Consider the following 20,320-nt stretch of genomic DNA (forward strand, 5'->3'; position numbering starts at 1 on the left):
ATCCGGGGCGCGAACCGGAGCATGCCGCCATGACGCAGCACCCCATCCTGGGCCCCATTCTGGGTCGCCGGCTTTTCGCCACACTGCCGCTCGCCCTTGCCGCCCCGGCGCTGCGCGCGCCCGCGGCGCAGACCGCGGCGCGTGTGACGCTGCTGCATCTGAACGACTTTCACAGCCGGCATGAGGGGGCGCAGCCCTCCGGCGCCGCCTGCCGCGCGGGCGCGCCCTGCGCCGGCGGAGCGGCGCGGCTTGTGGCCGGCTTCCATGCGGCGCGTGCGGCGGCGGTGGCGGAAGGCCGCGCGGTGCTGGCGCTGGATGCGGGGGACCAGTTCCTCGGCAGCCTGTTCTACACGCTGCACAAGGGGATGGCGGAGGCCGCGGTGCAGCGGCAGTGGGGCGTGCAGGCCATGGCGCCGGGCAACCACGACTTCAATGGCGGGCCGGCGGTGCTCGGCGCCTATCTGCGGGCGCTCGGCGTGCCCTTGCTGGCCGCCAACCTGGATGCGGCGGCGGAGCCGGAGCTGGCTGGGCTGGTCGCGCCCTACCACGTCTTCACGGTCGGCGGCGCGCGCATCGGCGTGGTCGGGCTGACGCTGGAGAATATCCCGCAGATCTCTTCCCCCGGTCCCAGGCTGCGCTTCACCGCGGCGGAGGAGGCGGTGGCGCGCGCCATCGCGGCGATCCGCGCGCAGGGCCCGGCCAGCATCGTCGTGCTGTCGCATCGCGGCCTGTCGGCGGACCAGGCGCTGGCGTCGGCGGTGCCGGGCATCGATGTCATCGTCGGCGGCCATTCGCATACGCTGGTCTCGCCGCCCCAGCTGGCGGATGGCGCGGACCGGCCGGTGCGGATCGTGCAGGCCGGTGCGCTGGGCCGCTGGCGCGGCCGGCTCGACCTCGACCTGGCCGCGGATGGAAGGGTGGCCGCGCATGCCGGCGGGTCGGAGGAAATCACCGCCGAGATGCCGGAGGATGCGGCGACGGCCCGGCTGGTCGCGGGCTTCGCCGCGCCGCTCGGGGAACTCCGCGCCCGGCCGGTGGCGCGCAATGCCGGGGGGCTGGAGAATACCACCTGCCGGCTCGGCGAATGCGCCATCGGCAATCTGCTGGCGGATGCGCTGCTGCGCGCGGCGCCGCAGGCGGATTGTGCCCTGACCAATGCCGGCGGCATCCGCACCGGCCTGCCGGCGGGCCAGATCACGCTGGGCGATGTGCTGACCACGCTGCCCTTCTCCAACACGCTCGCCACCGCGCGGCTGCGCGGCGCCGTGCTGCTGGCGGCGCTGGAGAATGGCGTTTCCAACCCCGGCAGCGGGCGCTTCCCGCAGGTTTCGGGCCTCGCCTTCACCTGGAACCCGCTGGCGCCGGCCGGGCAGCGCATCGCGGAGGCGCGCATCACCACCGCGCGCCGTCCCGGCCCGATCGACGCGGAGGCCGACTACTTGGTGGCGACCAACGACTTCCTGCGCCGCGGCGGCGATGGCTACGCCATGCTGCGCGATGCCGCGCTGGAGGCCTATGACGCAGGCCCGCCGTTGGAGGATGCCTTCGCGGCGCATCTGGCGGCGCTGGGCGACGTTCCGGCGCGGCTGGAGGGGCGCATCACGGCGCGCTGAACGGGTTCAGCCCGGCAGGGCGAAGGCCACCGCGCCGCCCAGCAGAAGCGCCGCCAGCGTGGCGCCGGCCAGCGGCCAGGCGAAGGCGCGCGGCCCGGCGGCGGCGGCCAGCAGCAGCCGCACCAGCGCATTCGCGGCCAGCGCCGCCAGCACCGCCTGGCCGATGGCCGAGCGCGGCACATCCTCCAGCCGCAGCGCGCTGAGCACCGCGACATCCACGTCGAAGGCGCCGGACAGGGCGGAACTGCCCAGCAGGCTGGCCGTGCCGAAGCTGCCGACCAGCGCCGCGCTGGCGGTGGAGACCAGGGCGAAGCCGGCGGCGAAGACCAGCAGCGGCCCCAGGTCGAAGGGGTTGCGGTCCGGGCCGGGCGCCGCCGCCGCCTCGCCACCGCGCCAGACCAGCAGGCCGCCGCACAGGGCGAAGACCAGGGCGGCGGCCAGCGCCGCGGGTGCCATGCTGGCCAGCACCGCGGGCTGCAGGATCAGCACCAGCCCCGTCACCCGCAGCACGGAGACCATGGCGGCCAGCGAGGCCGCCCCGGCCAGCGCCCGGCTTTCCGCCCCCGCCGCCGCGCTGCGGGCAAAGGCCAGGGTGACGGCGGTGGAGGAGACCACCGCCCCCAGCAGCCCGCCCGCCAGCACGCCCCGGCGCGGCCCCAGGATGCGGGCCGCGATATAGCCGAGATAGGAGATGGTCGCGGTCAGGACCGTGAAGAACCAGATCTCGCGCGGATTGAGCCCGCCCCAGGGGTCGATGGTGCGGTCCGGCAGCAGCGGCAGAATGATGGTGGTCATCACCGCCAGCATCAGGGCGGAGCGCAATTCCACCCAGCTCAGGCGCCGCAGCGCGGCGTGCAGCATCTCCCGGCTCGCCAGCACCGCGGCCAGCGCGGCGCCGCCCGCCGCCGCCGCGCGATGATCCCCCGCCACCGCCAGGGCGCCGAGGGCGAAGGTGCAGAGGCCGACGATGGCGCTGGTGGCGCTCAGGCTGTCCTCCGCCATCGCCTCCCGCGCCTGGAACCAGCCGAAGACCAGGGCGAAGCCGAGGAAGCCGAGCGCCAGGACCAGCGGCGCCTGCAGGCTGGTGGCCAGCGCGGCGAGGACGGCGCCGAGCAAAGCGGCAATGCCATGGGTGCGGATGCCGGCGGTGCGCCGGCCATCCGCTTCCGCCCGCTCCCGCCAGCCGCGCTCCAGCCCCACCAGCAGGCCGATAGCGAGCGCGACGCCGAGGCGGAGGATCAGGTCATCCATGCACCCTCATGCCGCGGCGCGGCGCGGAACGCTACTCCGCCCGCGCCGGCTGATGCGCCAGGTAATGTGCCAGCGCCGCGATGGCGTCGTCCGGCACGCCGTACATCACCGCGTTCATGTTGGTGTCCGTGCCGCGCCGCTGGCTGTCCCGGTACTGCGCCAGGGTGTGGCGCAGGAAATCCTCGCGCTGGGCGGCGATGCGCGGGATCTGGTTGCGGCCGCGATAGTCCGGCAGGTGGCAGACGCCGCAATTCATGCTGGCCGAAAGCTGCTGGCCGCGCTCGGCCAAGGCGGCGTCGCGCGGTGCCAGGTCCGGCGGCGGCGCCGGGGCCAGCGCGGCGAAATGCGCGGCCAGGTCCTCCACCTGCTGGTCCGTCAGCCCCTGGGAGAGCTGGTTCATCGGCTCCGCCTGGCGCAGGTTCTCGCGGAACAGGATCATCTGCAGCGTGATGAACTCCGCCGGCTGCCCCGCCAGGGAGGGGATCTTTTCCAATTCGCTGATGCCGGCCGCGCCGTGGCAGCCGGCGCAGTTGCGCGCCTCGGCGAGGGCAGCGCCCCGCGCCGCATCCTGCGCGGCGGCGGGGGTCAAGGCGCCGGCGGCCAGTGCGGCCGCCAGCAGGGCGCTTCGCAGAAAGGTCACTGGCGGTAGGTGATCCGGTAGATCGCGCCGTACTGTTCCTCCGCCACCAGCAGCGATCCGTCGCGCATCACATGCACATCGACGGGCCGGCCGAGGAAGCGCTGGTTGGCCTCGTCCCGGAAGCCTTCCAGGAAGGGCTCGATGCCGGTGACATTGCCCTGCGCATCCAGCTTCGCGACCACCACGTCGTAGCCGTTCAGCCTTTCGCGGTTCCAGGACCCGCGGCGGGCGATGAAGATCTGGTTGCGATAGGCCTCGGGGAACATCGTGCCGGTGTAGAAGCGCATGCCGAGTGCCGCGACATGCGGGCCGAGCAGCGCGGCGGGCTGGGCGAATTCGCTGCAGTTGCGCTGCGCCGGCGCGCCGGGGTCGGCCCAGTCGCCGACACAGAAGGGAAAGCCGTGATCCTCGCCGCTGCGGCGGACGCGGTGCAGCGTGTCATTGGGGATGTCGTTGCCGGCCCAGTCGCGGCCATTGTTGGTGGCCCAGAGCTCGCGGGTCTGCGGATGGTGGTCCATGCCGACGCTGTTGCGGATGCCGCGCGCCTCGATCCGCCGGTCGCTGCCATCGGGGCGGAAGGAGACCAGCAGGGCGAAGCGGTCGCGGTCGAAGTCGCAGACATTGCAGGGCACGCCGACATTCATATAGAGGCGCCCATCCGGGCCGGGCGTCACGAACTTCCAGCCGTGATGCTCCTCCGTCGGCAGGGCGAAGGCGGCGGTCAGGTCCGTGCCGCTGCCCGGATTGTCCAGGTTCTGCTCGATATTGTCGAAGCGCAGCACGCGGTTGATGGCGATGACGTAGAGATTGCCGTCCATCACCGCGATGCCGTTGGGCTGGTTCAGCCCCTGCAGCAGCGTGCGGGTGCGCGTGGTGCCATCCGGGTTGCGGGTGATGGCATAGACGCGGCCGATGGTGCGGCTGCCGGCGAAGATGGTGCCGTTGGGGCCTTCCGCCATCATCCGCGCGCCGGGAATGCCATGGGCATAGATTTCGGCGGTGAAGCCCTGCGGCAGGCGGATGGCGGAAAGCGGCAGCTGCTCGCGCGGCGTCACCGTCAGGCGCGGGGCATGCGGGGCCAGGGTGGCGGCCATGCCGCTGCCCTCGCGGCCGATGGCCCAGGCGGGGGCGGGCGCGGCGGGTTGCTGGGCCTGGACGGCGGGTGCCAGGCAGAGCGCCGCCAGCAGGCCTGCCGCGGCGAAACGGGTTCGGACCATGTCTCTTTCCCCTCCTTGCGGACCTTGGCGGCCCGCTTCACGGGGCAGGATGCAACCGGGGGCGGCGAGGCTTCAAGCGGCTTTGCAACCGTTTGCGCCTGTGGCTGGTTGACGTCTGCGCCAGTGCGGCGGAAACGGCCGGCATGTCGGAGATTTCCCAAGGCGACCCGCGTCGCATCGCCCCCGCCGCCGCCCGCAACCGGGACCCGATCCTGTCCGCGCTGCGCCCCCTGTTGCCCGCGGCCGGCCTGGTGCTGGAGGTGGCCAGCGGCAGCGGCGAACATGCGCGGCACTTCGCCGAGGCGCTGCCGGGCCTGACCTTCCAGCCGAGCGACCCGGAGCCCGGGGCGCGGGCCAGCATCGATGCCTGGTGCGCCGGTGCGGCAAACATCCGCCCGGCGCTGGCGCTGGATGCCACCGGCGACTGGCCGCTGGCGGCGGCGGATGCCGTGCTCTGCATCAACATGATCCATATCGCGCCCTGGGCCGCGACGGAGGGCCTGCTGCGCGGCGCCGCCAGGTTGCTGCCGGTGGGCGGGCCGCTGGTGCTGTACGGCCCCTATCTCCAGGCGGGGGTGGCGACGGCGCCGAGCAACCTCGATTTCGATGCCAGCCTGCGCGCCCGCGACCCCGCCTGGGGCCTCAGGCAACTGGAGGATGTGGCGGCGGCGGCCGCGGCGGCGGGCTTCGGGCCGCCCACCGTCAGCGCGATGCCGGCGAATAACCTGCTGGTGGCCTTCCGGCGCGGCTGAGCGCGGCCGGCTCAATCGTCGTCGTCGTCGTCATCATCGTCGCGGTCGCGCCGCGGGGTGCGGCGGTCCGCGTCGCGGCGGCGGTCGTCATCCTCCCGCCAGCGTTCCATGCGCGTCCAGCCACTGCGACCACGCTCATCCTCCACCACCAGGGTTTCCACCCGGCTGCAGCGACCATTCGAGCAGTTGGAGGAACTGTTGGAGGACTGGCTTTCGGCCATGGCGCCCAGCGGGGCGAGCCAGACGGCGAGAAGGCCGGTGACGGCGGCGCGGCGGATATGGCGCATGTGGCGGATCCTTCCGTGATGCCCGCCCATTGCGCCGGCTTGGCGGGGCACATGGGTGGCACCCGCGTGGCGACAAAGCGGCAGGCCATCACGCCAGCGCGATCAGCCGCGTTCCGTCACCCCCGTGGCAAACCCGTCCACCAACTCCCTGATCCGGGCCGGATCCGACTGTTCCATCACCCGCCGGGCGAAGCGGGCGCAGTCGCCGATATCCAGCGCGCGGACCGCCTGCTTCACGCGGGGGATGGCGCTGGCATTCATCGACAGGCAACGGATGCCGAGCCCCAGCAGCAGGGGGACCAGCCGCGGATTGCCGCCCATCTCGCCGCAGACGGAGACCGGCATGCGCAGCCGCAGCGCGGCTTCCGTGGCGAATTGCATCAGCCGCAGCACGGCGGGGTGCAACGGGTCGTACAGATGGCTGACCTCGGCATCGCCGCGATCCACCGCCAAGGTGTACATGGCCAGGTCATTGGTGCCGATGGCGAAGAAATCGGCCTCCAGCGCGATGGCATCCGCCGCCAGGGCGGCGCCCGGCGTCTCGATCATCGCGCCCAGCTCGGGCAGTTTTTCCGGCAGCTTCTCGCCGCGGCGGCGCAGGCGGCGGGCGACGCGCTCATAGATCTCGCGCGCCTGCTTCACCTCGGACGGGATGGTCACCATCGGCAGCAGCACGCGCACCGCCCCTTCCGGCGCGCCGCCGGCGACGCGGAGGATGGCGGCGAATTGCGCCTCCAGCAGCTCCGGCCGCTTCAGCAGCATGCGGATGCCGCGCAGGCCGAGCGCGGGGTTGGGGCTGGCATGCAGCGGCTCGATGCCGGCGGCCAGCGCCTCCATGTCCTTCTCCCCGCCCCAGTCCAGCACGCGGATGGTCACGGGGTCGCCCGCCATGGCCGCGACGATGGGGCCGTAGGCGGCCAGCTGCGCCTCCTCGTCCGGCAGGTCCTCGCGGTTCATGAAGAGGAATTCGGTGCGGAGCAGGCCGATGCCCTGGGCGCCGGCCTGGGCGATCAGCGGCAGCTCCGCCGGGATTTCCATATTGGCGAGCAGCTCCACCGCCTCGCCATCCGTGGTCACCGCCGGCAGCCGCCGCAGTTTTGCCAGCCGGGTGCGTTCCTTGGCGTAGCCGGCGACCTGGTCCTTGGCCCAGACCAGGGTGGCCGGGGTGGGGTGCAGGGCAATGGTCCCCGCCGCGCCGTCCAGCACCATCTGGTCGCCGCGGCGCGCGGCTTCCGTCAGCCCATGCGCGCCGAGGACGGCGGGGATGCCCAGCGCCCGCAGCATGATGGCGGTATGGCCATCGGCGCCGCCTTCCTCCGTCGCCACGCCGGCGATGCGGCTGGGGTCGAGCAGCGCGGCATCCGCGGGCGTGACTTCCTCCGCCACCAGGATCGCGCCTTCCGGCACGTCCTTGAAGCTGCGGAAGGGGTTCTGGGTCAGGTTGCGGGTCAGGCGCCGGGCGATCTCCCGCACTTCCCCCGCGCGGCGCTTCAGGCCGTTCTTGTCGTCGTCGCGGGCCGAGAGGATGACCTCGGCGATCGCATCGGCCTCGTCCCCCACCGCGGTCTCGGCCGCCAGCAGGCCGGATTCGATGCGCTTGCGGGCGCCGCGGATCAGGCGACTGTCGCCCAGCATCATGGCATAGGCGTCGAGCAGGGGTTCGAGTTCTTCCTGCGCCTCCTCCGGCAGCACGCCGAGGCGCATCTTCAGCTTGGCGACCTGCTTGCGGGAGGCGCTGACGGCCGCCGCCAGGCGCTGCTTTTCGGATTCGACGGCCGCTTCGGCGATGCTGCGGCGCGGCGCCTCGGCCGGGGGTTCGGTGGTGTCGAAGACGGCGCCGATGGCGATGCCCTGCGACACCGGGATGCCCCGGATGACGATTTCCTTGGTGCGGCGCGGCGCGCGCCTGGCTTCCGGCTTTTCCGCCTTCATCTGACGTCCCGGGGGCTAGTCCTCATGGAACCCGGCCTCCATCAGGCCGACGATGGCCTCCATCGCCTCCTTGGCGTCCCAGCCCTCGGCCTCCACCACCACCTCGCTGCCCTGGCCGGCGCCCAGCATCATCAGCCCCATGATGGAGCAGGCCGGCACCGATTGCCCGTGGCGGGAGACATTGACGCAGGCGGAGAAGCGTTCCGCAACCGTGACCAGCTTGGCCGCGGCCCGGGCATGCAGCCCGCGGCTGTTGATGATCTTTACGGTTTTCCGCATGGCCAACCCCCCCGAAGGGTCGCAGCCGCAGGGCCCGGGCTCGGCCGTGAGGGAGGGCGGCTGCGAGCCGGCCTTGGATTCGCCGGCTTCGTCGGGCCATTCGTTCATTGGTCGTCTCCCCGTTTGGGGCCTCCCTCCGGCGTGGCATGGCCGTTCACCGGCATGGTCCTGGCGCCGTCCGACATATCCGCGGCACTGGCGATGTATTTCCGCCCTGCCGCGGTCGCATGCGCGACAGCCTCCGGCAAGGGCTCCGTGCCGCGAATTTTTGCGAGCTTCACCAGAAGCGGCAGGTTCACGCCCGCAATCACCTCCACCGTGCGGTGGTCACACAGCTGGAAGGCGAGGTTGGAGGGGGTGCCGCCCAGGATATCGGTCAGCACCACCACGCCATCGCCCTGGTCGACGCGGGCGATGCAGTGGCGGATATCCTCCCGCCGCGCTTCCAGCTTGTCCTCGGGGTAGATGCAGACCGTCGCGACGGCGCCCTGCGGCCCCACCACGTGTTCCATGGCGAGGCGAAGCTCCTCGGCGAGGCGGCCGTGGGTGACGAGCACGAGACCGATCATGATATGTGCGCCAGGGCCTCCCGCCCCGCAGTCGATGCCCCCCCGGTTGCAGAAGGGGGGGTGGCCAGGTCGCGGTGGATCAGGTCCACCCGCCAGCCAAGAGACGCCAGATGGGATGCCAGACGCTCCGCCACAAGGACGGAGCGGTGCCGCCCTCCGGTGCAGCCGATCGCGACTGTCAGGTACTTCTTCCCCTCCGCGGCGTAGCGCGGCAACAGCAGCTCCATCATCCCCGTCATGCGGTCCCAGAATGGGGTGAAGGCGGCATCGGACTCGACAAAGGCGGCGATCGGCGCATCGCGCCCCGTCATCGGGCGCAGCGCCGGGTCGTAATGCGGGTTGCGCAGGAAGCGCACGTCCCAGACCAGGTCAGCTTCGCGCGGAAGTCCTTTCGGAAACCCGAAGGAGACGATGCCGATGGCCAGCCCCGCCGCATTTTCCGGCCGGAAGCGGCGCTCGATCAGCCGGCGCAGCTCCGGCAGCGGCAATTCGGAGGTATCGACCACCCAATCCGCCGCATCCCGCAGCGGCGCCAGCAGCGCCGCCTCCCGCGCGATGCCTTCCGTGACGCGGCTGCCCAGGGCGCCGCCGGGGGCGAGCGGGTGGCGGCGGCGGGTTTCGGAGAAGCGGCGCAGCAGCACCCCTTCCTCCGCCGTGGCGAAGACCAGGTTGGCGGCGATGCGCGGATCGGCCCGGAGTCGCGACAGCTGGCCCAGCAGGGCGGAGGCATCGAAGCCGCGGGAACGGGTATCGACGCCGATCGCCAGCGGCGCGTCGCCATCCGCCACCAGCTCGTCAAGGATCTGCAGCGGCGGGTTGTCCACCGTCTCGAAGCCGAGGTCTTCCAGGGTGCGCAGGATGCTGGCCTTGCCGGCGCCGGACAGGCCGGTGACCAGGAGGACGGGGCGCGCGCTCATGCCAGGGCATCGCCCGTTTCGAAGGCGCCGGCCGCCATCCGCGCCCGGCCGCAGGCGGCGGCGAGCGCGAAGCCCAACCGGTCCGGCGCCGAGGCCCGCAGGCCGTGCAGCGCGACCATGGGCAGGGACAGGCCCAGCGCCTCGTAGCTGGCGGGCGCCGGCAGCCGCGGCATCGGCGCCCCCTCGGGCAGCAGCCGCGCCACCAGCCGCAGCCGGACGGGGCCCTTGCTCGGCAGGTCCTGCATCAGGCCAAGGCCGCGGATTTCCAGCATGCCGCGCAGCGGTGCCGGGGCTTCGGCCAGCAGCGCGCCATCCGCCGCCGCGACCTCCACCTGGTCGTCCGCCACCAGATCCCAGCCCCGGCCGAGCAGGCGCAGGACGAGATCGGATTTCCCGCTGCCCGAAGGACCCAGGATCAGAACCCCTTGCTCATCCAGGGCCACGCAGGACCCATGCAGCGACATGACAGGCAGTTAACCTCGTCTGGTCGGCCAGACCATGGCAGAAAGGTGGCGGGGGTTAAAGGGGACTCCCGAAAGCGCGAGCGGTTGCCAGACCGGTTGCCAGCCTGGGATCGCCCTGCCAGCTTCCGGCCGCATGACCGAACCCAGCCAAACGACCATCGAAGCGGCGGCCGCCCGCCTGGCCCCCTACATCCGGCGCACCCCGGTGCTGCGCATGGCCGGCGTTGATCTCGGGCTGGACATCCCGCTGATCCTGAAGCTGGAACTGCTGCAGGCCAGCGGGTCCTTCAAGCCGCGCGGCGCCTTCAACCGCATGCTGTCGGTGCCGGTGCCGGAAGCCGGGGTGGTCACCGCCTCCGGCGGCAATCACGGCGCGGCGGTGGCCTATGCCGCCCGCGCGCTGGGCCATCGGGCGGAGGTCTTTTGTCCATTGCCGACGCCGGCCGCCAAGACCGAGCGGATCGAGAGCTACGGCGCCAAGCTGCATCGGGTGGGCGCCGCCTATGACGAGGCGCGCATCGCCAGCGAGGCGCATGCGCAAAAGACCGGCGCGCTGCTGGTGCATGCCTATGACCAGCCCGAAATCCTGGCCGGCCAGGGCACCGTCGGGCTGGAGCTGTGGCAGGACGCGCCGGAGGCGACCCATGTGCTGGTGGCGACCGGCGGCGGCGGGCTGATCGGCGGCATCGCCGCCTGGTATGCCGATAAGGGCGCGCAGGTGATCAGCGTGGAGCCGGAGGGCTGCCCGGCCCTGCACCACGCCCTGGCAGCTGGCCATCCGCTGCCCGCCCCGGTCGGTGGCCTGGCGGCGGATAGTCTCGGCGCGAAGCAGATCGGCGCGCTGTCCTTCGCGGTCGCGCGGCAGCATGTGGCGCAGGCCGTGCTGGTGCCGGATGCAGCGATCGCCGATGCCCAGCGCCGGCTGTTCTCCGCCCTGCGCCTGGTGGCCGAGCCCGGCGGGGCCGCGGCGCTGGCCGCGCTCACCAGCGGCGCCTTCATCCCGCCGCCGGGCGCCAGGGTGGCCGTGATTCTCTGCGGCTCGAACACGGATCCGGCGAAGGTGGCCTGAGGCTTACCGCGAATTCAGCGCCGCCCCATGCGGCCGTCAGGCGGCGGCGCGCAGGATGGCCTTCTTCGATGGCGATTCCCCCCGGTTGCCCGCGAAACCGCTGCACCCCGGAGAGGACCACCTTCATGCGCAAGACGCTTCGCCTGCTTTTCGCCGCCGCCCTGCTGGGCGCACCGCTCTGGCTTTCCGCGCCCGCACCGGCCCAGGCCCAGTCCACCACCCCGCAGGTGACCGAGGGCGCAGCGCCCCAGGCCACCACGCCGCGCCGCACCCGCCGCAGCGCCAGCACCACGCCGCGGCGCAGCCGCAGCGCTGCCACCCGCAGCAGCAGCCGCCGTCAGACCGCCCAGGCGCGCCGCGCCCGCAGCGCGGAAACCCGCACCGCCCGCGCCACGCGCCAGCCTGGCCAGTCGCGCCGCAGCCGCCAGCCGGCCACCACGCCGGTCGGCTGATCCCTTCGCGATCCGGGCCGCCTCAGCGCGAGGCGGGGGCGGCCTGGGCCTGCATCAGGGCGAGCAGCCCTTCCAGCATCTGCGCCGGGCTGGGCGGGCAGCCGGGGATCAGCAGGTCCACCGGCAGCAGCTGCGCGATGCCGCCTTCCACCGCATAGCTGCCCTTGAAGACGCCGCCATCCACCGCGCAATCCCCGGCGGCCACCACCCAGCAGGGCTCCGCCGCCGCGGCGCGCGTGCGCTCCACCGCCTCCCGCATGTTCCGGCTGGCGGGGCCGGTCACCAGCAGCACATCGGCATGGCGGGGGGAGGCGACGAAGCGCAGCCCGAAACGCTCCAGGTCATAGAGCACGCCGGATAGGGCGGTGATCTCCAGCTCGCAGCCATTGCAGGACCCTGCATCGACATGCCGGATCGAAAGGCTGCGGCCGAGCCGGGTGCGCGCCGTCGTCTCCAGCTTCGCCGCCAGCGCCTGCACCACCTCCTCCGGCGGCGCCTGCACCGGCTCGCTCAGCGGGCGGGAGGTGAGGGCGCGTGCGAGCTTGGGCCAGAGCATTTTCTCGCCACTCCTCATGCCGTTCTTGCCACGCGGAACAGGTCGTTGCCCTCGGGGTCGCGGAGAACGAGTTCGGTGCCGGGGGCGACCCGCTCGGCCAGCCATCCGATCTCGTCCAGCGCATGGGCGCGGTCGTCATAGGCCCAGTGTTCGAGGATGCCGCGGCCCGGGCCCGGCTTGATCAGGGTGATGGTGAAGAGCCCCGAGGCCCCCTGCGCCGCCCCCGCGCGCGACGGATGGCGCCCACTCATCTTTTGGTGCCCTCATACGCCGGGCGGCCGCATCCGCGGCCTTGGCTTCGCGCCGGTGCACTGGCGCGCCGGGCGGGGCGGCTCGTCTGGGCGCGGGCCGCCTTCGCGGCCTGGATTTGTCCTGTGCCCTCAGACGCCGGGAGGCCGCATCCGCGGCCTTGGCTTCGCGCCGGTGCACTGGTGCGCCAGGCGGGGCGGTGGGTCTGGGCGCGGGCCGCCTTCGCGGCCTGGATTTGTCCTGTGCCCTCAGACGCCGGGCGGCCGCATCCGCGGCCTTGGCTTCGCGCCGGTGCACTGGTGCGCCGGGCGGGGCGGCTCGTCTGGGCGCGGGCCGCCTTCGCGGCCTCGGCCTGCGGCCGCCGGCGCGGGGAGGCGGGGTGCGCCGTCACAGGTCCACCCCGCTGTACGAACAGTTGAAGCTCTTGTTGCACAAGGGAAAGTCCGCGACGATGTTGTCCTGCATGGCGGCTTCCAGCAGTGGCCATTGCAGCCAGGACGGGTCGCGCGGGAAGACGGCGCGGATAAGCCCGCCATCGTCCAGCGCCATCCAGGTGACGATCTCGCCCCGGAACCCCTCGACCAGCGCCAGCCCCTCGCCGCCCTGCTGCGGCAGGGGCGCGTAGATCTCGCCCGGCGGCAGGGTGGCCAGGATGCGGCGGACCAGGCGGATGCTTTCGGGGATTTCCGCAGCCCGCACCCGCAGCCGGGCATCCACGTCGCCCTCCTCCCGCAGCGCCAGGCGAGGCGGGCCGCCGGCATAGGGGCCATTGGGGAAGGCGAGGCGCGCATCGAAGCCGCGGCCGGAGGCGCGGCCGACCACGCCGCCTGCCGCGAATCCCGCGGCGAGCGCCGCCGTCACCACCCCGGTGCCCACCACCCGGTCCTGCAGGCTGGCATGGCTGTCATAGACGGCCGCCAGCGCCGGCAGCTCCGCCTCCACCGCCGCCAGCGCGGCCAGGATCGCCGCGATGCCGGAGGGCATCGGCTCCGCCGCCACGCCGCCCGGCGTCACCCGGTCCATCATCAGCCGGTGTCCGAAGGCCTCGAAGTTCGCGCGCAAAAGGCCTTCGCGCAGCAAGCCGCAGCGGGCCTGCGGCCAGGCGAAGGACGCGTCGTTGCAGACGGCGCCCCAGTCGCCCAGGTGGTTGGCGATCCGCTCCAGCTCCAGCATCGCCGCGCGCAGCCAGATGGCGCGTGGCGGTGGCGTGGTGGCGGTGGCGGCCTCGGCGGCTTCCGCGAAGGCCAGGGAATGCGCCACGGTGCTGTCGCCGGACAGGCGGGCGGCGAAGCGGGCCGCGGTGCGGGGCGACTTGCCGAGCATCAGGCCGAGCGTGCCCTTGTGGTTGTAGCCGAGGCGCTGTTCCAGCCGCACCACCAGCTCGCCCTGCACGGTGAAGCGGAAATGGCCGGATTCGATGACGCCGGCATGCACCGGCCCGACCGGAATCTGGTGCCAGCCCTCGCCCTCCACGGGCAGGAACACCGGCTGCTCCGCCGGCACCTGGTTCCGCAGCGGGCGCGCGGACAGCGGCGCGGTCAGCGGCCAGCGGCCGTGGTCGAGCCACGGGCGGAGATCCGCCGCGCCCTCCGCCTGCAGGCCCCAGAGGTCGCGGATCATCCGCTCGAACCGCACCGCGCCGGGCCGGGCGGGGGAGAGTGCCGGGTAGCGGCCGCCCTCCGCCGGGCTGCTGGCCAGCAGCAGGGTGGCGCTGGCTTCCTCCAGTAGCGCGACATGCACGAAGCCGGGCTCCGCCCACATCGACAGCAGCGCGACCCCCGGCTCCTCCAGCAGCGCGACCGGCAACCGCGCAAAATCCTCGGGCGCCAGCAGGTGGCGCGGCACGGGGCGGCAGGGCTGGGGGGTGCCGCGGCGGATCAGGGCGCTGACGCTCATCCCAGCAGCCTCGCCGCATCGCCGAGCAGCGCCGCGAACCAGGCCGGCAGCGCGAAGCCGAGCAGGACGGACAGCGCCAGCAGCGCCCAGACCGGCCCGCTGGCCCACCACAGCCCGCCGGGCCGCGCGAAGGCGCCCGCCACCGGCGCATCCGGCGTGGCGGGGCCGAGGCAGAGTGACTGCATCACCCGCACCAGCGCCGCCCCCGCCAGCAGCAGGCCGAGGCCGAGCGGCAGCAGCAGCCAGGGCTGCGCCGCCGCCGCCGCCGTCACCAGCCGGAATTCCGAGACGAAGAGCGAGAAGGGCGGCAACCCGGCGAGGCCCGCAATGCCCAGCGCCAGCCCCCAACCCAGCGCCGGATGGCTGCCCGCCAGCCCGCCAATGTCCGAAATCTTCTGGCTGCCCTTGAGCTGCGCCGCGGCGCCGATGCCGAAGAAGACCGCGCTCTTCACCAGGGAATGGCCCATCAGGTGCAGCATCCCCGCGACATGGGCGCCCAGCCCGAAGGCGATGGCGGACAGGCCCATATGCTCGATGCTGCTCCAGGCAAACAGCCGCCTTGCATCCCGCCGCCGCCACAGCGCCAGCGAGGCCAGCAGCAGGGAGGCCAGGCCGAAGCCCAGCAGCAGCGGTCCCGGTTCCAGCGCCCCGGGATTGATCCCGACGATCGCCTTGGCCCGCAGCACCGCGACCAGCGCCGCGTTCAGCAACAGGCCCGACAGCACGGCAGAGATCGGCAGCGGCCCCTCGGCCTCGGCATCCGGCAGCCAGCCATGCAGCGGCACCAGCCCGGCCTTGGTGCCATAGCCCACCATCAGGAAGACGAAGGCGAGCGAGAGGATCCCGGGATCGCAGCGATCCGCCACCAGCCGCAAGGCGGCCCAGGACAGACCCGGATCACCGTGGCCGACCAGCGGCTGCGCCGCCAGATAAAGCAGGATCGTGCCGAACAGCGCCAGGGCGATGCCGACGCCGCATAGAACAAAAAACTTCCACGCCGCCTCGATCGCCGCCGGCGTGCCATGCACCGCCACCATCAGCACCGAGGCGAGCGTCGCGATCTCGATCGCCACCCACATGACGCCGAGATTGTCGGACAGCAGCGCCAGGAACTGCGCGCCCATAAAGATCTGGAAGGCGGCGTGATAGGCCCGCGCGCGCAGCCCGTCGAAGCGCTCGGCCTCGACCGTGGCGGCGGAGAACAGGGCCGTGGCCAGGCCGATGATCCCGCCCAGCGCCACCAGCGGCTGGTTCACCCCATCCACCCGGGTCCAGCCCTGCACCCCCTCCGGCGCCGCCAGCAGCCCGAGCGCGAGGGCGGCGCTGGCGGCGGAGACGCCGCAATTGACCAGCGGCGGCCAGCGCCCGCCCGGTGCCAGCAGGGCGAGAACCACCGCGCCGGCCCAGGGCAGGAAGACGATGAGCCAGGGCAGGGGGAAGAAATCGGCCATCAGGGCGGGCCCTCGCCGCGCTGGCGGTCCAGCAAGCCGGTATCCAGCGTCGCCATGCGGTCGCGCAGCAGGAAGACCACGATGCCCGCGACCAGCGCCAGCATCAGCACCAGGGCGGCGGTGGACAGTTCCACCACCAGCGGCATGCCCTGCACGCCGATCGCGGCCAGGACCAGGCCGTTCTCCAGGCTCAGCAGGCCGATCACCTGGCTGATGGCATTGCGCCGCGCGATCATCATCAGCATGCCCAGCAGCACCACGGACAGCGCCAGCGCCAGGTTCTCGCGCGTCAGCGCCTGGGCCTGGCCGGCGGTGACCGGCAGCACCACCATCACCGCGAGCCCGACCAGCGCGGCGGCGGCGAGCAGGGAGGGCCCGATGCCCAGCGCCGTCTCCACCGTGCGATGCAGGCCAAGCCTGCGCAGCAGCAGCCGCAGCGCCAGCGGGATCAGCAACGCCTTGGCGCCGAAGGCGAGCAGGGCGGTGACATAGAGGCCGGGTTCGGACTGCAGATGCGCCTGCCAGGCCGCCGCGGCCGCCAGCAGCCCGCCCTGCACCGCGAAGGCATTGATCACCGCATCGAGCCGCCGCTGATACAGCAGCACGAAGGACAGCAGCAGGATGCCGCCGCCGAGGAGGTGGGCGATGTCGTAGCCGGTGCTGCCGAAGGTCATGGCGGGGCGTCCCGGTGAATCTGCGCCGCGGGCGGGGAAGCCGGTGCCAGGTCTGGCGCAGCCCCCCCCACCCAACCCTCCCCCCCCTGCGGGTGGAGAGGGCTTTGCCAGCAGCACAGGAGCCCTCTCCCCCCTACGGGGGGGGGAGGGTTGGGTGGGGGGGCTGCGCCGAAAAGGCCCGCCTTCCGCATCACGCCAGCCTCGTCGACAGGAACAGCAGCAGCGCCGCCAGCAGCCCGAGCAGCAGCGCCGTCCCCAGAAACTCCGGCACCCGGAACACCCGCATCTTGGCGATCGCGCTCTCCAGCCCCGCCAGCGCCAGGCACAGCACCGCCATCTTCGCGCCCCAGGCCAGCAGCCCCACCAGCCAGCCGAGCGGCGCGAAGCCCACCGGCGCCGTGCCGAAGGGGAAAAAGATCGCCGCCAGCAGGGCCAGCCACAGCGTCAGCCGCAGCGCGGCGGCGGCCTCCCATAGCGCCAGATGCCGGCCCGAGGCTTCGAGGACCATGGCCTCATGCACCATGGTGAGTTCGAGATGCGTGGCCGGATTGTCCACCGGGATGCGGCCATTTTCCGCCAGCGCCACCGCCAGCAGCGCCACCAGCGCCAGCCCCAGCGAGACCCGCAGACCGAGGCTGCCATCCTGGAACAGCGTGCCGATCGCCTCGAGCCCCGTGCTGCCGGCCAGCATGGCCAGCACCAGCGCCACCAGCAGCAGCGCCGGTTCCGCCAGCGCCGCGAAGGACATTTCGCGGGCAGCCCCCAGCCCGCCGAAGGCGGTGCCGACATCCATGCCCGCCAGCGCCAGCGCCACGCGCCCGGCCGCCAGAAGCCCCGCGATCAGCACCAGGTCGGCCAGCGGCGCGAAGGCCATCCCTCGGGAAAAACTCGGCACCAGCGCCAGCGCGGCCAGCGCCGCGGTGGCCCCCGCATAGGGCGCGGCACGGCTGATCCAGCTGGCATTCTCCGCCAGCACCGGCCGCTTGCGGAGCAGCTTGAGAAGATCCCAGAGCGGCTGCAGCGGCGGGGCGCCGGTGCGGCCCATCATGCGCGCCTTCAGCCAGCGCGTGCCGCCCACCACCAGCGGCGCCGCGGCCAGCACCAGGGCCAGGTGCAGCGCCTGGGTCAGGATGGCGGCGAGTATTTCCATCACCCCGCCTCCAGCCAGGCGGCCAGCGCCAGCAGCGCCACCAGCGTGCCGAAGGGCAGCATCAGGGTCGCGGTCAGCGGCAGGTCGCGCAGCGCCTCCGCCCGCGCCGCCAGCGCATCCCGAAGCCGCGCCAGCGGGGCCAGCAGCCAGCGTTCTGAGGGATCGGCGAAGCCGGACTCCACCCGCGCCGGGCCCGGGTCGCCCGGCGCCGGCATCGTCACGGATTCATGCGCCGCCAGCAGCGACCCGCCGAGCATCCGCCGCAGCGGCTGGCCGAAGCCCGCGGCGCTGGGCTGGGTCACCGGGTCGCCGAAGGGCAGGTGCTGTGGCGGTGCCATGAAGCCGCAATCCCAGGCGGCTGCGCGCGCCACGCCCGCCGGCGCGCGCCGGCGCACCAGCCACCAGACCAGGGCACCCGCCACCGCCAGCAGCAGCGCGATGGCCAGGGGCATGATGCGCGCCCCGCCATCGCCGACGCGGATCATGGCCAGGCTGCCGCGCTCCACCATGCCATGCGGCACCAGCAGCTGCACCGCACCCTCGGCCAGGGCCAGCAGCGGCCCGGGCAGCAGGCCGAACAGCAGGGTCAGCCCCGCCGGCAGCAGCAGCGCCAGCCGTGCGGCGCCGCGCCCCTCCACCGCCCCGGCGGCGCGCGGCGTGCGCGGCCGGCCGAGGAAGACCAGGCCGAACAACCGCACCATGGCCGCCGCCGCCAGCGCCGCGGCCAGCGCGGCCGCCGCCACCACCGCGACCCCCAGCACCTGGAAGGCCAGGTCCCCCACCCGCCAGGCCGCCAGCATCGCCTGGATCAGCAGCCATTCGCTGGCAAACCCCGAAAGCGGCGGCAGGCTGGCCGCCGCGGCCGCGCCCACCAGCACGGCGCCGGCGGTCCAGGGCATGGCATGGATCAGCCCGCCCAGCCGGTCCAATTGGCGGGAGGCCGCGCCACGCGCCACCTCCCCCAACCCGAGGAACAGCAGCGACTTGAACAGCGCGTGGTTCAGCGCATGCAGCAGCGCCGCCCCCGCCGCCAGCCCCGCCAGCACGCCGAGATCCGCCGCCCGGAAACAGGCCGCCAGGCCGAGCCCGATGCAGATCAGCCCGACATTCTCGATGGTGGAGCAGGCCAGCAGGGTCTTGGTGTCCGTCTCCAGATTGGCGCGCAGCGCGCCCAGCACGGCGGAGGCCGCACCCAGCACCAGCAGCGGCACGCCCCACCACAAGGGCTGCGCGGGTCCGGAGAGGTCCAGCAGCAGCCGCGCCAGCACATAGATGGCCACCTTGGTCATGGCGCCCGACATCAGGGCGGAGACATGGCTGGGCGCCGCGGGATGGGCCAGCGGCAGCCAGCCATGCAGCGGCACCAACCCGGCCTTGGCCCCGGCGCCCGCCACCACCAGCGCCAGCACGGCCGCGGCCACGAAACCCTGCGGCGGTGCGGTGCGGATCGCGGCGAAGCTCAAATCGCCCGAGGAAGCGGCCAGCAGCCCGATGGCCGGCACCAGGCAGATGCCGCTGAAGACCGCGAAGGCCAGGTAGCGGCGCGCGGCGTGGCGGGCCTCGGGGCTCTGGTGATCGGCCGCGACCAGGACCCAGGAGGCGATGGACATCGCCTCGAAGCCCAGCACCAGCACGAAGCCATCCGCCGCGATCAGCGCCAGCAGCATGCCGGCCAGGAACAGCGGATAGGCCACCAGCAGCCGCGGCGCGGCATCCCGCGCATGCGCCAGCCCGAACAGCGCCGAACAGGCGGCCGCCAGCCCCAGCAGCACCAGGAACCAGGCGGAAAGCGCATCCACCGCCACCAGCGCCGTCACACCGATCGGCAGGGGTTGCGGCGCCACGGCTGCGCCGCCGAGCACGGCCAGGCCGCAGCCGGCCATCACCGCCGCCGCCAGCAGGCAGCCGCCATGGACCACAAGCCCCGCCCAGGGCCCCGCCGAGTCCCCGATCCAGACCCTTGGGGCCCGCGCCATCGGCACGGCCAGCAATGCCAGCAGGCCGAGGCCCGCCAGCGTGAGGATCAGCGCCGTCAGCACGGCAGGGGAGCGAAGCGGGTCACTGCCGCCGAGGATAGAAGCCCGCGCCGGCCGGCAGAAGGGGGCGGCGGGGGGCTGCGCCATCAAGTCTCGCGGGACCGCGGCTTTTCCTGGCCTGCGGCGGGGCCCTGCGGCGCAAAGCCGCTTTCCAAGCCCAGCCCGCGGCGCTACAGCAGCCGCCCTGGCGCCGCCTGGCGCCGGATGGGTGCTCGGCCGGGCATTTCCGGTCCTCCGCGGGCCGAAGCGCCGGCGGGCCGAGACCCGAAAACCCATGCCTTGGGGGATGCGTCCTTTGGGCCCGTTGCTCGCCTTCAGCCGCGGTGTCGATGCCGTGACCGCCGGCTTCGGGCGGATCGCCGACTGGCTGGTGCTGATCGCCTGCACCGTCAGCGCCGGCAACGCCTTCCTGCGCTACGGCTTCTCCGCCGGGTCCAATGCCTGGCTGGAGCTGCAATGGTATTGCTTCGCCGGCATGGTGATGCTGGGCGCCAGCCATACGCTGCGGCGGAACGAGCATGTGCGGGTGGACCTGGTCTATGGCTCGCTCGGCATGCGGGCGCGCATCTGGGTGGATATCCTCGGCCTCAGCTTCTTCCTGCTGCCGGCCATGGCGCTGCTGGCCTGGATGACCTGGCCCTTCTTCCTCGATTCCTGGGCGCGGGCGGAGGTTTCCTCCTCCCCCGGCGGGTTGCTCCGCTGGCCGGCCAAGCTGCTGCTGCCGCTGGGTTTTTTCCTGATGTGCGCGCAGGGGTTTTCGGAAATCGTGAAGCGCGTGGCGGTGCTGCGAGGGATCGAGCTGCCGCGCGGCCAGCTTTTCGCCACCTATGCCCGGCCCGATCAATGAGCGCCGGCCTGCCCCTGCG

Annotated in this window: 21 protein-coding genes; 5 read left to right on the forward strand and 16 right to left on the reverse strand. The window is 73.1% G+C overall.

The window, feature by feature from the left end; all coding sequences use genetic code 11:
- Positions 1–29: 29 nt before the first annotated feature.
- The gene (locus J3S20_RS04450) at positions 30–1,613 is read left to right on the forward strand and encodes a bifunctional metallophosphatase/5'-nucleotidase (protein ID WP_216834969.1); all 1,584 of its coding nucleotides are present in this window, start codon (positions 30–32) and stop codon (positions 1,611–1,613) included.
- 6 nt (positions 1,614–1,619) lie between these two features.
- On the opposite strand, the gene J3S20_RS04455 is transcribed toward J3S20_RS04450, so the two are convergent.
- The 3 genes from J3S20_RS04455 to J3S20_RS04465 are packed head-to-tail and all read right to left on the reverse strand — an operon-like array spanning position 1,620 to position 4,721.
- Complete coding sequence (locus J3S20_RS04455) at positions 1,620–2,864, reverse strand: MgtC/SapB family protein (RefSeq protein ID WP_216834970.1); 1,245 nt, start codon at positions 2,862–2,864, stop codon at positions 1,620–1,622.
- A gap of 31 nt (positions 2,865–2,895) precedes the next feature.
- Positions 2,896–3,504: a c-type cytochrome gene (locus tag J3S20_RS04460; protein ID WP_216834971.1), complete on the reverse strand. Its 609-nt coding sequence runs from the start codon at positions 3,502–3,504 to the stop codon at positions 2,896–2,898.
- Positions 3,501–4,721 carry a PQQ-dependent sugar dehydrogenase gene (locus J3S20_RS04465; protein WP_216834972.1) on the reverse strand — a complete coding sequence of 407 codons (1,221 nt, stop codon included), beginning with the start codon at positions 4,719–4,721 and terminating at the stop codon, positions 3,501–3,503. Before J3S20_RS04465 ends, J3S20_RS04460 begins: the two co-directional genes overlap by 4 nt.
- A 143-nt stretch (positions 4,722–4,864) precedes the next feature.
- On the opposite strand from J3S20_RS04465, the gene J3S20_RS04470 reads away from it, so the two are divergent.
- Complete coding sequence (locus tag J3S20_RS04470) at positions 4,865–5,473, forward strand: DUF938 domain-containing protein (protein ID WP_216834973.1); 609 nt, start codon at positions 4,865–4,867, stop codon at positions 5,471–5,473.
- Between the two features lie 11 nt (positions 5,474–5,484).
- Here J3S20_RS04470 and J3S20_RS04475 read toward each other — a convergent pair whose 3' ends face one another.
- The 6 genes from J3S20_RS04475 to J3S20_RS04500 form a co-directional block, all read right to left on the reverse strand.
- Entirely contained in the window at positions 5,485–5,760 is a 276-nt protein-coding gene (locus J3S20_RS04475) for a hypothetical protein (protein ID WP_216834974.1), read from the reverse strand.
- Positions 5,761–5,862: 102 nt separating this feature from the next.
- Positions 5,863–7,692 (reverse strand): phosphoenolpyruvate--protein phosphotransferase, encoded by a 1,830-nt coding sequence (gene ptsP, locus J3S20_RS04480; RefSeq protein ID WP_216834975.1) that lies wholly within the window; start codon positions 7,690–7,692, stop codon positions 5,863–5,865.
- Positions 7,693–7,707: 15 nt separating this feature from the next.
- Positions 7,708–7,971: an HPr family phosphocarrier protein gene (locus J3S20_RS04485; RefSeq protein WP_246602255.1), complete on the reverse strand. Its 264-nt coding sequence runs from the start codon at positions 7,969–7,971 to the stop codon at positions 7,708–7,710.
- Between the two features lie 104 nt (positions 7,972–8,075).
- Positions 8,076–8,540 (reverse strand): PTS sugar transporter subunit IIA, encoded by a 465-nt coding sequence (locus J3S20_RS04490; protein ID WP_216834978.1) that lies wholly within the window; start codon positions 8,538–8,540, stop codon positions 8,076–8,078.
- Positions 8,537–9,457 (reverse strand): RNase adapter RapZ, encoded by a 921-nt coding sequence (gene rapZ / locus J3S20_RS04495; RefSeq protein WP_216834981.1) that lies wholly within the window; start codon positions 9,455–9,457, stop codon positions 8,537–8,539. The genes J3S20_RS04490 and rapZ overlap by 4 nt, the downstream gene beginning before the upstream one ends.
- Complete coding sequence (locus tag J3S20_RS04500; RefSeq protein ID WP_216834983.1) at positions 9,454–9,921, reverse strand: HPr kinase/phosphorylase; 468 nt, start codon at positions 9,919–9,921, stop codon at positions 9,454–9,456. Before J3S20_RS04500 ends, rapZ begins: the two co-directional genes overlap by 4 nt.
- A 133-nt stretch (positions 9,922–10,054) precedes the next feature.
- Here J3S20_RS04500 and J3S20_RS04505 point away from each other — a divergent pair, with 133 nt between their 5' ends.
- Together J3S20_RS04505 and J3S20_RS04510 are read left to right on the forward strand one after the other, a co-directional pair.
- The gene (locus tag J3S20_RS04505) at positions 10,055–10,990 is read left to right on the forward strand and encodes a threonine/serine dehydratase (RefSeq protein ID WP_216834984.1); all 936 of its coding nucleotides are present in this window, start codon (positions 10,055–10,057) and stop codon (positions 10,988–10,990) included.
- A 125-nt stretch (positions 10,991–11,115) separates the two neighbouring features.
- Entirely contained in the window at positions 11,116–11,442 is a 327-nt protein-coding gene (locus J3S20_RS04510; protein WP_216834986.1) for a hypothetical protein, read from the forward strand.
- A gap of 22 nt (positions 11,443–11,464) precedes the next feature.
- Here the strand turns inward: J3S20_RS04510 and J3S20_RS04515 are convergent, their stop codons facing one another.
- The 7 genes from J3S20_RS04515 to J3S20_RS04545 form a co-directional block, all read right to left on the reverse strand.
- Positions 11,465–11,998 (reverse strand): NADH-quinone oxidoreductase subunit B family protein, encoded by a 534-nt coding sequence (locus tag J3S20_RS04515; RefSeq protein WP_216834987.1) that lies wholly within the window; start codon positions 11,996–11,998, stop codon positions 11,465–11,467.
- A 14-nt stretch (positions 11,999–12,012) separates the two neighbouring features.
- Complete coding sequence (locus J3S20_RS04520; protein WP_216834989.1) at positions 12,013–12,249, reverse strand: hypothetical protein; 237 nt, start codon at positions 12,247–12,249, stop codon at positions 12,013–12,015.
- Between the two features lie 385 nt (positions 12,250–12,634).
- Positions 12,635–14,143 carry a hydrogenase large subunit gene (locus J3S20_RS04525; RefSeq protein WP_216834991.1) on the reverse strand — a complete coding sequence of 503 codons (1,509 nt, stop codon included), beginning with the start codon at positions 14,141–14,143 and terminating at the stop codon, positions 12,635–12,637.
- Complete coding sequence (locus J3S20_RS04530; RefSeq protein ID WP_216834992.1) at positions 14,140–15,594, reverse strand: hydrogenase 4 subunit F; 1,455 nt, start codon at positions 15,592–15,594, stop codon at positions 14,140–14,142. The genes J3S20_RS04525 and J3S20_RS04530 overlap by 4 nt, the downstream gene beginning before the upstream one ends.
- Positions 15,594–16,268, reverse strand: coding sequence for a hydrogenase-4 component E (locus tag J3S20_RS04535; RefSeq protein ID WP_216834994.1), 675 nt, complete (start codon positions 16,266–16,268; stop codon positions 15,594–15,596). Before J3S20_RS04535 ends, J3S20_RS04530 begins: the two co-directional genes overlap by 1 nt.
- 190 nt (positions 16,269–16,458) lie before the next feature.
- On the reverse strand, positions 16,459–17,418 hold the full coding sequence (locus J3S20_RS04540) for a respiratory chain complex I subunit 1 family protein (RefSeq protein WP_216834995.1): 960 nt from the start codon (positions 17,416–17,418) through the stop codon (positions 16,459–16,461).
- A complete protein-coding gene (locus J3S20_RS04545) occupies positions 17,418–19,541 on the reverse strand; it encodes a proton-conducting transporter transmembrane domain-containing protein (protein WP_216834997.1) in 2,124 nt (707 codons plus the stop codon). The genes J3S20_RS04540 and J3S20_RS04545 overlap by 1 nt, the downstream gene beginning before the upstream one ends.
- A 217-nt stretch (positions 19,542–19,758) precedes the next feature.
- Here J3S20_RS04545 and J3S20_RS04550 point away from each other — a divergent pair, with 217 nt between their 5' ends.
- Positions 19,759–20,301 carry a TRAP transporter small permease subunit gene (locus J3S20_RS04550; RefSeq protein WP_246602256.1) on the forward strand — a complete coding sequence of 181 codons (543 nt, stop codon included), beginning with the start codon at positions 19,759–19,761 and terminating at the stop codon, positions 20,299–20,301.
- Positions 20,302–20,320: the final 19 nt, after the last annotated feature.

This window comes from Falsiroseomonas tokyonensis (genome assembly GCF_019024325.1).
GTDB lineage: Bacteria > Pseudomonadota > Alphaproteobacteria > Acetobacterales > Acetobacteraceae > Falsiroseomonas > Falsiroseomonas tokyonensis.